11 protein-coding genes are annotated in these 12,500 nt (G+C 45.3%); 7 read left to right on the top strand and 4 right to left on the bottom strand.

The genetic code is table 11. The features are described 5' to 3' along the window. Positions 1-44: 44 nt before the first annotated feature. On the bottom strand, positions 45-1,706 hold the full coding sequence (locus RTS09_RS06480) for an electron transfer flavoprotein-ubiquinone oxidoreductase (RefSeq protein ID WP_007115862.1): 1,662 nt from the start codon (positions 1,704-1,706) through the stop codon (positions 45-47). Between the two features lie 551 nt (positions 1,707-2,257). On the opposite strand from RTS09_RS06480, the gene RTS09_RS06475 reads away from it, so the two are divergent. The 4 genes from RTS09_RS06475 (at position 2,258) to RTS09_RS06460 (ending at position 5,590) form a co-directional block, all read left to right on the top strand. Then, positions 2,258-2,965, top strand: a complete 708-nt coding sequence (locus RTS09_RS06475) for a DUF1285 domain-containing protein (RefSeq protein WP_312535376.1) — start codon at positions 2,258-2,260, stop codon at positions 2,963-2,965. A gap of 188 nt (positions 2,966-3,153) precedes the next feature. After that, positions 3,154-4,023, top strand: a complete 870-nt coding sequence (murI, locus tag RTS09_RS06470; protein ID WP_312535373.1) for a glutamate racemase — start codon at positions 3,154-3,156, stop codon at positions 4,021-4,023. Positions 4,024-4,121: 98 nt separating this feature from the next. Beyond that, a complete protein-coding gene (locus RTS09_RS06465; protein ID WP_203171301.1) occupies positions 4,122-5,129 on the top strand; it encodes a DUF4062 domain-containing protein in 1,008 nt (335 codons plus the stop codon). 200 nt (positions 5,130-5,329) lie between these two features. Then, entirely contained in the window at positions 5,330-5,590 is a 261-nt protein-coding gene (locus RTS09_RS06460; RefSeq protein ID WP_203171302.1) for a hypothetical protein, read from the top strand. Between the two features lie 188 nt (positions 5,591-5,778). On the opposite strand, the gene RTS09_RS06455 is transcribed toward RTS09_RS06460, so the two are convergent. Next, positions 5,779-7,164 (bottom strand): lytic murein transglycosylase, encoded by a 1,386-nt coding sequence (locus RTS09_RS06455; RefSeq protein ID WP_312535370.1) that lies wholly within the window; start codon positions 7,162-7,164, stop codon positions 5,779-5,781. A 244-nt stretch (positions 7,165-7,408) separates the two neighbouring features. Then, entirely contained in the window at positions 7,409-7,939 is a 531-nt protein-coding gene (gene msrA, locus RTS09_RS06450; RefSeq protein ID WP_284034948.1) for a peptide-methionine (S)-S-oxide reductase MsrA, read from the bottom strand. Between the two features lie 268 nt (positions 7,940-8,207). Between msrA and cmoA the strand changes: the two genes are divergently transcribed. Both cmoA and cmoB read left to right on the top strand, forming a co-directional pair. Continuing rightward, positions 8,208-8,981, top strand: a complete 774-nt coding sequence (cmoA, locus tag RTS09_RS06445) for a carboxy-S-adenosyl-L-methionine synthase CmoA (protein WP_312535364.1) — start codon at positions 8,208-8,210, stop codon at positions 8,979-8,981. Positions 8,982-9,029: 48 nt separating this feature from the next. Beyond that, positions 9,030-10,082 (top strand): tRNA 5-methoxyuridine(34)/uridine 5-oxyacetic acid(34) synthase CmoB, encoded by a 1,053-nt coding sequence (gene cmoB, locus RTS09_RS06440; RefSeq protein WP_312535361.1) that lies wholly within the window; start codon positions 9,030-9,032, stop codon positions 10,080-10,082. Positions 10,083-10,161: 79 nt separating this feature from the next. Here cmoB and RTS09_RS06435 read toward each other — a convergent pair whose 3' ends face one another. Next, on the bottom strand, positions 10,162-10,380 hold the full coding sequence (locus RTS09_RS06435) for a DUF2788 domain-containing protein (RefSeq protein WP_007117392.1): 219 nt from the start codon (positions 10,378-10,380) through the stop codon (positions 10,162-10,164). A 266-nt stretch (positions 10,381-10,646) separates the two neighbouring features. Between RTS09_RS06435 and argS the strand changes: the two genes are divergently transcribed. Beyond that, positions 10,647-12,464, top strand: a complete 1,818-nt coding sequence (gene argS, locus RTS09_RS06430; RefSeq protein ID WP_312535358.1) for an arginine--tRNA ligase — start codon at positions 10,647-10,649, stop codon at positions 12,462-12,464. The last annotated feature ends 36 nt before the right edge of the window (positions 12,465-12,500 follow it).

Below are 12,500 nucleotides of genomic sequence, written 5' to 3'. Positions count from 1 at the left end.
CAGTAAAAAAGCCGCTAACGTTAGCGGCTTTTTTTGATACATCATTACATATTTGGGTAGTTTGGACCACCACCACCTTCTGGCGTGACCCACGTGATGTTTTGTGAGGGGTCTTTGATATCGCAAGTTTTACAGTGCACACAGTTTTGTGAGTTGATTACAAATTTTGCGCCGCTGTCACTTTGCACCACTTCATATACCCCTGCTGGGCAGTAACGCTGTGCAGGCTCAGCAAAGATTTTGAGGTTACGCTTAATTGGTACCTCTGGATCGGTTAGTTTTAGGTGACAAGGTTGATCTTCAGCGTGGTTGGTATTGGAGATAAACACGGAAGATAATTTATCAAAGGTCAGCTTACCATCGGGCTTTGGATACTCAGGGATATAGGCGTGGTCTGCGCGCTCAAGCACATCGTAGTCTGGCATTCTGTCACGAATAGTCAGTGGCATTTTACCCTTAAATATATTTTGCTCTAGGAAGTTGAAGGCACCGCCCATCCAGATACCCATGCGGTGCATCGCATTTGCGAAGTTACGCGCTTGGTACATGTCGTTGTAGAGCCATGATGCTTTGAATTTTTGCTCATAGGTTGGCACTTCGTCATGTTGACGACCAGCCGCAATCGCTTCATACACGGCTTCAGCGGCTAACATACCTGATTTGATGGCGGTATGAGTACCTTTGATTTTTGCTGGGTTTAGGAAACCTGCATCGTCACCCACTAATACACCACCGGCAAAATACAGTTTTGGTAATGAATTTAAACCGCCTTTGGTCAAGGCACGCGCACCGTAAGATAAGCGTTTACCGCCTTCTAAAATATTGCGAATGAGCGGGTGGGTTTTTAGACGTTGTAACTCATCAAATGGCGATAGGTAAGGGTTGTGATAAGACAAGTCAATCACCATACCAAATGACACTTGGTTGTTTTCGTCAAAATATAACCACCAACCACCGTTACTATGCGTCTCGCTAAGTGGCCAACCTGAACCGTGCAGCACCATACCTTCTTGGTGTTTGGCAGGGTCAATTTCCCAAAGCTCTTTTAAGCCAATCCCGTAATGCTGCGGGTCTTTGCCTTCTGATAGGTTAAAACGGCTGATTAAGCGTTTACCTAAGTGACCACGGCAGCCTTCAGCAAAAATGGTGTATTTTGCCAGTAGCTCATAGCCTGGCTCATAGCCTGATTTTGGTTGACCTTCGGCATTGACGCCCATGTCACCCGTCAATACGCCACGGACAGAACCATCTTCGTTGTAGAGAATTTCAGCGGCAGAAAAACCTGGGAACATCATCACTTCAAGCTCTTCGGCTTGGGTGGCTAACCAACGTACAAGGTTACCCAATGAGATAATGTAGTTGCCATGGTTGTGCATCAAGCTTGGGACGATTTTTTCTGGCAATTCGCGGTATTTGGTCTCATTTTTGAGCATGTAGACGCGGTCACCTTTGGTTTGCACGCGAACGGGCGCACCTTTTTCTTTCCAATCAGGAATCAGTTCAGTCAGTGCATTAGGCTCCATGACCGCACCTGATAAGATATGGGCACCAAATTCTGACCCTTTTTCAACGATACACACGCTAAAATCAGGATTGCCAGCAGCAATGGCAAGTTGACGTAGACGAATTGCCGCAGATAGACCTGAAGGTCCGCCACCCACGATAACTACGTCAAACTCCATTTGCTCGCGTTCGATGTCTTGCATACAAACTCCTTAGAAAAATAAAATTCAGTGATGACAACTTACTTAACCTTGCTCGCATTGGGTTAAACAATGCGATTTATCAGCTTACATCTGACAGCCTTTCAACTTAAGTTGCATCACGATGATTTTTGCAAGGCTAGTGATTGGGAAGGTTAGCCTTTGATTATCAGTTCATCAAATAATTGCTGGCGCAGGCTGGCAATGTTATCAATGGTTTTCTTGATTTTAACATATAATGAATCGTTATATGAATTCAGAAAAAATACTACTTAGTATAATAGATTAACCGTTTAACCACCTAATATTTTTGCAGGAGAAAATGACTGCCGGGCTTAATTTATCGCATCCAATTTGGCTTGTCTTATGCTATCTGTCACCTTTATATACAATAAATCGACACAGGTACTAACAGCGACTATTTGAAACCCAGCGTTGAATTGACTACTATGTACCACAAAGTGATGTCAACACAGCGCATCATGGCATTCATAAACCCATACAATACTCTAAATCCTAATCTAAATAAAAACTACCATAATATGAGCCAGAAAATGACTAATACTAATAATGTAGCGTCTAAACCCAACTTTGATACTAGCTTTGATATAGGCGAGCTAAGCCAACAAATCGAGCAATCGGTCGCTTCGCAAGCGGTAGCAGACGCAAACCATCCGACACGCCAAATTCCACCGCTTGAAAAATGGCAACCCAAACTCAGCGGTACGATGGATGTGGTGGTCAAAGCCAATGGCGAGTGGTGGCATGAAGGCAGTCAAATCACCCGTCCACTACTCATTGATCTGTTTGCCAAAGTGTTATGGTCAGAGGTTGATGACAACCACCACGTTGAGTATTTTTTAAAAACCCCTGTTGAAAAATGGCAAATCCAAGTAGAAGACGCGCCACTGCTAGTCAATCAAGTGGACGTCATTAACGAGCAATTTGGCGATACTAGCAAACCGGTGTTGCAGTTCACCACCACGCAAGGCGATGTGGTGATTGCTGACGAGCAGCATCCGATTCGTTTGGGTCTGCCATTTACCCATGCAAGCCAGCATGATGCTGGCTTGCAGCAAAAACAAGCCAGCCAGCCTTATCTGTTGGTGCGGCAAAATGGTGACTCAGCATTATACGGACTCATTCATCGCAATGTGTTTTACCATTTGATTAAGTTGGGTGAGTTGATAGAGGGTGAAGAGGGGACGTCATTGATTTTGCACAGTGGTGATAGCACTTTTACCTTGACCATGAGCGCATAAGTCTCAGCGTTAAGCAAACTGTTGATAAGTTTTGAGCAAGTAAAGTGACGAATGGGCTGTCAAGTTCGGCAACTGCATTTTTTTGTAGTGAGTACCTAAAAATTGGTATAAGATAGTGGTCTGTTTTATGGGTACAGTTATTTTGCGGTTTAAAATAGCAACACCCTGCGAGTTGGACTGATTAGGCTATGGTAGAGTTAGCAAGCGCGCCGATAGGCGTATTTGATTCTGGGTTGGGCGGATTGTCGGTATTGACCCATTTGCAGCGGCGCTTGCCATTTGAACGTTATATCTATCTTGCCGATACCCTGCACGTACCCTATGGCTCACGCAGTGAAGCAGAGATTTGTGAGCTTACCTTGCAGGCCGTGGCATGGCTACATTCGCAAGGCTGTAAACTTATTGTGATAGCTTGCAATAGTGCCTCTGCGCATGGATTACAGGCGGCAAGGCGGCAGTATCCTCAAGTGCCGATTGTCGGTTTAGTCCCCGCATTAAAACCTGCGGTGATGCAGTCGACGACCAAGCAAGTCGCGGTGTTGGCAACCCCAGCGACCTTGCACGGGTATTTACTCAATGAAGTTATTGAACAAGTCGCTAAACCGCAGCAAGTGACTGTGCACAAATATAGCTTTAACAGCCTAGTGCCTTGGGTGGAATTGGGTATGCCAAGCCATCACCCAGCGGTGACTGATTTAGATCACTTGCTAAGTGAGTTACAGGCTAAAAAGGTAGACCAACTGGTACTGGGCTGTACCCATTTTCCTTTTTTTAAAGCCTATTTGGCACAGCGTATCGATGAGCTGATGACCCACCAAGCTATGGGGCAAGTGGCATTGATTGATTCAGGGGATGCCATTGCCAAACGGGTGCATGATTTGCTTGAGCAAGCCAATCAGCTTGCCTCTCATAAAGAGCGACCACGGTTACAGTTTTATGCCACCGCCAACTTACCTGCCGCTGAGCAGGCGGCAACGCGTTTGTTGCAGCGGTTTTTGCCAGAGTTAGGGATTGATTTTTTTACCTTGTGTGTGACTCAACATGGTGCAGTGTATTGAGCTTGTTGGTTAGTCAGCATGGCTTTTTGCCCTTTTAGCTTTTAACCCTTTACTTTTTTAATTAATTGCGTTCATTAGAGCGTTATGGAGAAGATAGCATGTCTCAAAAGAAACGTTATCATATTCATATCTCTTTGGTTAGAAATGAAAATCTCTACCTAGAGAACGCGCTAGAGTACGCGTTATCGACGGATTATTTTTTGACTTGGGATTTGCTTGCGACCAATACCAATTTTGTTGAGTACAGCCGCCAACAAATCGACCAATGCGATTATATGATTTTTATTTTGGGCAATGATTACGGTCATTTAAGCCTATCTGGTGTCAGTTATCTGCACTTATCTTATATCTATGCGTCTTCAAAACGCGTCCCGATGATTGCGCTAGTCAATACCCAGCTGAACCAAAATGAGCTATTACGCCAACGGTTGGATTTGTTTAATTTGGTGATTAAAGAACAGGGTTTGCGGGTAATTCACTTCGGTCAGACCCATGATGGCGTGTCAGAATGCGTGCGTATGCTTGGGGAAATCAAAGAGAAATTTCCGCGATTAGGTTGGGTCAAAGACACCCGTTCATTGAGCACGCTACCGGCCACTGCTAGTGGCGATTTAAAGTCGATGTTTGTCTCGGATAGATTTCATATCCGTAATGGCGTGCAACCCGCCTTAACTGATAGCAGTCTAGAGGGCACTCAACAGTCCCCTGAAGCTGAAGCCAGACCAACCCAGGTTACGCCAAAAGAGCTCAATGAAGCGTTATTGGTCAACTATACCGCACACGCGTTTGAAGGCGGCAATTTGCAAGAAATCAGCGCAACTTACACCTTTAGCTGGGGTAATATTGTGCAAACGCTACAAGCATTACCACAGCCCTTTACCAGTAATATGATGTTGACCCAAATTAATGATTCCCTCAAAGATGCTGCAATGGCAGAAGCGCTCAAAATCTCACCCAATATCCATGCGGTCTCGCGCTGTCAAATCAGTAGTATCGATTATCAATGGATAAAAAGCCAACTGGTGAAAAAACGATGGTTGTTCTCGGTCAAAGAAGGGCAAAGTATCCGCGAGCTGTGGCAGATTAACATCATTGTACAAGCTTAATCCATCGTTTCTAACACGCCTTTTTTATGGTTTTATGCGCGTTTTACCCAAGTATTTTATATCAGCTTTGACCAAGCCATGATTTACTCATGTCATGATAATGTTATACAGACCTGCTATCTAGCGTCACATTTGTTTGTGTTATGATAATCTCACAGCATACATAACGATAATATTGAGAATAAAAAGAGGATAAAATTATGAGCAATCATGTGACCCAACAAGCGGAAGATCTTGAAAACAAAATCAACCAACTTGAAGATACCATGCACGAAGCGCAGCAGTTTCGCACCCTCGAAGAGCAAGTCGAAGACATGAAACGCCGTGGTATCAACCCACGCGATAACTTCAAAAAGTGGGATGAAGACGAAGAGGACAATTGGGGCAGCAATTCAAAAGGCGAAGTCAAACCGATCCAAATGGATGATGGTGAAGAGCCCACCCCGCCACCTATTGTATAAGGTTGTATAATTTGTCGATATTAACAAGACCGTATTGATATCAACAAAAACCCTTAATCTCAGCATTAAGGGTTTTTTATTGGGTAATGAAAAATTGATGAACATTGTAGATGACTACGGCTTAAATAACTCAGGTTTAAATCATTTAAGGTTTAATGCCTAACACTGAAACACTAAGGTTTCAATGACTAGGGCGTTGTCACCCCACCTTGCCCATTGTCGATACGATAGTAACTCGTGCGCCCATTGGCGTCGCGTACCACTTTAGTCGGCGTGGCAGTAATCGTTGAATTCGGTACAGACTGGTATCGAACGGGCGTTTGGGTCGGGTATTGGTTTGGGTACTGAGCATTGCCTATTGGCTGAGTCATTAGCATACGGTAGAGTTTCATACCCGCACGACCATCAGGGTTGACACCTTGCTGACGCTGAAAATCTTGAATGGCATAGCGCGTTTTATCGCCAATCATGCCATCAGCTTGACCAATATCATACCCACGATTAAGCAGTGCTTGCTGGATTTCACGGGCTTGACGGCGACTAATACCGGCATCATCCGTGGGCCAAGGTGTGACAAAGCCGACGTTGCTAGTACGGTTTTGGCTAATCATATCGGACAAATGCGCAATCGCTAGCGCGTAGTTCTCTGACGCATTGTAACTATAAAACGCATCGAAGTTTTTACCCACTAAGAACGCAGGACCTTTGCTACCTGCAGGTAATAACAAACCTGCACTATCAAGGCTAGAGGGTAGCGGCTGACCATTGGCAAGGGTCAGACCTTGACTGCGCCAGTAGCTCATCGGTTTTTTGGCTTTGCGGTTGCTATCTGCCCAAAACCCTGAAGGCAGCTTGACCTCAAACCCCCAAGGCTCGCCCGTGCGATAACCTGCTTTATCCAAGAAATTGGCCGTTGACGCGAGCGCATCAGCTTGGCTGTTGACCAAATCTTTACGTCCATCACCATCAAAATCTTGCGCCAAGCGTAAGAAGGTACTTGGCATAAACTGGGTTTGCCCAAACGCCCCTGCCCATGAGCCAGTCATGTCATCACGGCGGATATCACCATTTTGCAAGATACGCAGCGCGTTGGCGTATTCCGTGCGAAAGTACGACTGACGACGGTCAAAGCAAGACAAGGTCGCCAACGACTGGATTAAGTCTTTTTTACCCAGCTGCTTACCAAAGTTCGACTCTACCCCCCAGACGCCGAGTACATCCGTTCCTTTCACGCCATAGCGCTGCTCGATGCGGCTTAGCGTGCTTTGCAGTTGGTTTTTGGCATTGATACCGTCTTGCACACGCTCTTCATCGACCAGACCTGAGAGATAGTCCCACACTTCTTTTTGAAACTCAGGTTGATAGTTGAGTGAGACAATCACGCTAGGGTCAGGCTCAGTTGGGCGATATTGTTCTAAAGTGCTGGATACACCGCGAAAGGTGCTGCTGTTTTTGAGATTGGATAAACACTGTTGAAACTGGGCATTGCTAAGATTAGGCGGTGTCGGTGCGGCATTCGCTTGGCTAATCATCGCCACGCCTGCCAGCGCCATAAAAATCGGAAGTAAACGCATAACAAACCTTGAATAGTGACAGATAAAAACATCAACAAACGGGGTGAATTTTGACTCATTCAAGGGTATAAAAAAAGCTTGCTTAGTGAAAGGAGTAAATGCATTTAATTACATTTTTTCACATTGGGTGATAAAGCGTTAATTTTTGCACTATTGATGTAAGTTTAACTGTCGAACTCAAAAAAATTGGGCATTAACGGTGTAAAGCCCAATTTTGAAAGCATTAACACAGTATCGATACGGTTCATTGTTCAATCATAAAACCACTAAAATATTGTTTAAGCTTAGCAAGCTTGGGCGGAATCACAAAGTTGCAATAGCTTTGGGTCGGGTTGTTGGCATAATAATCTTGGTGGTAGTCTTCTGCAGGGAAAAACTGCGCAGCAGGATGCACTTCGGTCACCACCTTGATGCCTTGCTCATCACGAAGCTCACCAATCACACGGTCAATGGTCGGTTTTTGCTGCGCTTCATCGGTGTAAAACACCACAGAGGCATATTGTCTGCCGACATCATTACCTTGACGGTCTTGTGTTGTGGGATCATGGGTGGCAAAGAAAATATCCAATACCGTCTCAAGCGGAATAATGGTCTCATCAAAATCGACTTTAATCACTTCGATATGACCGGTATCGCCGCCACAGACGGCTTTGTAGTTGGCGCTTACTTCATCACCGCCCATATAACCTGAGGTGACATCGGTCACACCTTTGACATGGCTAAATACTGATTCGGTACACCAAAAACAGCCACCACCTAAAATAATCGTTTGCATAATAGTACCTTTTTATGGTTATCTCATTGGTTTGATATAAGGGTTAAAATAAATTATTAAAAGTAAAACGGGTGAAAATGTTAGAATAGCAAAGTTTAATCGCCATTCAAGTTAGGCAATGTAAACCAAGTTTCCGCTATCTAAAAACCTGGCAGTTTAAGTGTTCCTTAAGCATTTCCTTGTTGAAGCGAGCATAAAACTGTCAGCGATACTAAGTCAGCGATACTGAGTCTTAGTAACGCTCAATCAGCCATAGTGAGTCAGCCGCATGAGTCAGTCCCAAGCCAAACCACCCCACGATACCTTATTTACCACGCCGCTAGATGCCAATGCGCGGTTTAGCTTTGATGAGCAAGTGGTGGTTTGTTTTCCCGATATGATTCGCCGTAGTGTGCCCGGGTATGGACAGATGCTCGCCATGTTGCCGATTTTTGCCAAACGCCATTGCGGTTTTCGTCAAACAAACCAAGACGGCAACAAAGTCAGCCGCGTGTATGATTTGGGCTGTTCACTCGGGGCGGTGAGTTTCGCGCTCGCAGGCGAGTTTGCGCCGCAAGATTTGCAAATCAAAGCCATTGATATCTCAGAGCCGATGATTGCCAAAGCGCAAAGTGTACTGATGCAGCATTATCCTGAGCATGATATCGAGCTGATTTGTGCCGATGTGTGTGAGGTGGCGTTTGAGCGGTGCGATATGATTGTGCTCAATTTAACCTTGCAGTTTTTATCCCCTGACAAGCGCGAGCAGTTACTCAAACGCTGTTATGATGCGTTGGCTGAAGGCGGTATTTTGATTCTGACCGAAAAAACCCATTTACTCGATGAAGCGGACGATGCGTGGCGCGTTGAGCGGTACTATGATTTTAAACGCGCCAATGGCTATAGTGAGATGGAAATCAGTGGTAAACGCAATGCACTGGAGAATGTACTTATCACCGATACCCTCGATTTTCATCATCAGCGTTTAGCAACGGTGGGGTTTGACCGCCATTTGACGTGGTTTCAGTTTTTAAACTTTGCGTCGATTATTGCGTTTAAGTGATGATTGCCCTTAAACAATGAAAACCTGTCAATCCTAAAAGAGTCTACCATGAACCATACTATCAAAACTGCCGAAACCGACGTCTATCTTACCTTGCTGCAATTGGCGGAAAAATACCCAGTTGCCAATGCATGGCTTGCCCAGTTGCCCAACTGGCTCGCTACCATCAAAGACAAATCACGCTACGCCCATGCGCCACTTTATCAATCGCTTATTGAACGCTTGCCCGTGGTTGACAACGCGCAAGTAGACTTAAATCAACCCTGTATCACCGTAGCATTCGATTGGCAAGACAGTGAATACAAGCAAACCCATGCACTACTCAAACGTTTGATGCCGTGGCGCAAAGGCGGTTTTTTACTGGGCGGAGATGACCTGCAAATCCATATTGATACCGAATGGCGCAGTGACTGGAAATGGGATAGGGTATTGCCGCATATCAGCCCCCTTCACGGCAAACGCGTGCTAGACGTGGGTGGCGGTTCTGGTTATCACGGCTGGCGTATGGCGGGCGCAGGGGCAAGCACGGTGATTGTAATTGACCCATCGTGTCTGTTTTATCACCAGTTTATGGCGATTCGCCATTTCGTCAGAGACGCTGACCGTAACGATTTTGGACGCAACAGGGTGCACTATGTGCCCGTACCGCTTGAAGCCTTGCCCAATCCTAGCTTGACTAGTGGGCAAGCAGGTCTGTTTCATACCGTGTTTAGTATGGGCGTGCTGTATCACCGCGCGTCACCGTTTGAGCATCTTGAGCAATTATACAATCAGCTAGCAAAAGGCGGAGAATTGGTACTAGAAACCTTGGTGATTGAAGGGGATGCAACGTCCGTGCTAGTGCCAAGTGAGCGCTATGCACAGATGAATAACGTGTATTTTATCCCATCGGTTGCGGCACTGTCGCTGTGGCTGTACAAAGTAGGCTTTGTGGCGGTGCGCTGTGTCGATGTGGATGTGACATCGACGGATGAACAACGCAAAACCGACTGGATGGATTATCAATCTTTAAGCGATTTTCTTGACCCCAATGATAGCAGCAAAACCATCGAGGGCTATCAACGCCCGACCCGTGCGGTGATGATAGCCAAACGACCGTAACGGCACATGAACAAGTAACAAGGGTAATGCAATTTGGGGTAATGGCGTTTTAGGCTAGTAAGGTTTAGAGCCGGGTAGTTTAAAGCGTCCTACTAAAATACCACTCCAAGACCATTTTGATGAGAAAGCCAAAAAAACCGCCGCCCAGTGCCAAAAAAATCCAAAATGTGCCTTGTTTGCCTGCATTGTTTTTCTTGGAAATATCGTACATGATAAAAAATAAAAACGCGATAAAGATAGGCAGCAGCACATACATGCCAAGTTTGGTGATTAACTCACTAGAGACTAAAACAAACATGTTATTATCCTATTATTGTCATCAGACATTACAAAATTTTAGCGCATATTATACGCCAAAAAACCGCGTTTCCTTGTAATGGCATGTATCTTTTGACAGGATTATAATGAAAAAACCATCAAAAATTGGTATATTGAACGCCAAAATCAATGCCCATCGATTATGAGCGAGTGATAGCCTCAAATCGATGGTGATTCATTGATTTATCGTGCTTTTTTAGCTATCAATTCTGCAACAAAACCTGTAATTCAACAAAGAGAATTTCCATGTCAGAACAACAACCCGTCATTTCGCAAGCCTTAGCATTAGTGGTGGAATCACTAAAACAACAGCAAATTTTGCCAATCGATTGGGTTGATAACAGTACCATCAGCCGCACCAAAGACCAAGCGCACGGCGATTTTGCCAGTAACCTTGCGATGATAGCTGCCAAGACTGCCAAGAAAAACCCGCGTGAACTGGCGCAAACCATCGTGGCAATGTTGCCTGCCTCGGACATGATTAGCAAAGTTGAGATTGCAGGACCGGGGTTTATTAATTTTTTCTTAGATGATAACGCGCGTTTTGCTATCTTAGATACCATCATGCAGCAAAAAGGCGACTTTGGAACATCCGAAGAATTTGCCGGTCAAAAAATCCAAGTTGAGTTTGTCTCTGCCAACCCAACCTCAAGCCTGCATGTGGGTCACGGTCGCGGCGCTGCGTTTGGCATGAGCGTGGCCAATTTACTAGAGGCGGTTGGCTACCAAGTCGGGCGTGAGTATTATGTCAATGATGCGGGTCGTCAGATGGATATTTTGGCAACCAGTACCTATTTGCGCTACCTTGAGCTGTGCGGTGAGTCAATTGTATTTCCCACCAATGCGTACCAAGGCGATTATGTCAAAGATATTGCCAAACCCATCAAAAAACAGCATGGCGATAGCCTAAAAACCGCTTGGGAACATATGCTACTCAATGTACCTGCCGATGCCGAGTACCAAATCGATGCCAACGGCGAAAAAGTATGTGTCTCAGGTGATAAAGAAGCCCATATTGACGGACTGATTGCCAATGCCAAAGCCAATTTGGGCGATAATTATCAGATTTTTCATGAAGCCGCACTTAGTACCATCTTGGCAGATATCCAAGATGATTTGGCAGATTTTAACGTCCATTTTGACCAATGGTTTAGCGAAAAATCGATTCAAGATGCCATTGTGCCTGCTTTGGAATTATTAGAGCAGCGGGGTTTTCTCTACCAAAAAGACGGCAACTTGTGGTTTAAATCCACCGAATTTGGCGATGAAAAAGACCGTGTTGTCCGCCGTGCCAATGGTCAATTTACTTATTTTGCCTCGGATATCGCCTACCACAAAGACAAGCTTGACCGCGGCTATGACAAAATTATTGATGTTTGGGGCTCAGACCACCACGGCTACATCAAACGCGTGAAAGCGGCATTGACAGCGATGGGCTACGATGCCCAGCGTATGGATGTGATTTTGGTGCAGTTTGTCACGCTGTGGCGCGGTACAGAGCAAATCCAGATGTCATCACGCTCAGGTCAGTTTGTGACCTTACGTGAACTGCGTCAAGAAGTCGGCAATGATGCCGCGCGCTTTTATTATGTCGCGCGTAAACCAGAGCAGCACATTGACTTTGACTTAGAACTTGCCAAATCACATACCAAAGATAATGCGGTGTATTATATTCAATATGCCCATGCGCGTATTTGCCGGGTGCTTGAGCGTACTGAAGAGCGCGGTATCAAGGTCGATGATAAAGCCGGCAAAGCCCACCAACATCTGCTGACCCAACCGGTTGAAACGGATTTATTGAGCTTACTGGCTTCTTACCCTGAAGTGCTACGCCGTGCTGCGGTCAACTATGAGCCGCATTTATTGACCAATTACCTCAAAGATTTGGCAAGCTTGTTCCACGGTTGGTACAACGACAACCGTATCTTACCCAAAGATGGCGAAACCCCGACCCAAGATGAGCTTGACTTGATGCAGGCGCGTCTGCGGTTATCAAAGTCGGTACGCCAAGTGATTCAAAACGGCTTAATTTTGCTTGGATTAACGGCACCAACTAGTATGTGATATGATTAAGATACGCTAAAAACGCTGTAATATTAC

Source organism: Moraxella sp. CTOTU47618 (assembly GCF_032017425.1).
Classification (GTDB): domain Bacteria; phylum Pseudomonadota; class Gammaproteobacteria; order Pseudomonadales; family Moraxellaceae; genus Faucicola; species Faucicola tetraodonis.
Note: the sequence above shows the minus strand (reverse complement) of the source record. Positions and strands in the feature narration are given on the sequence as shown.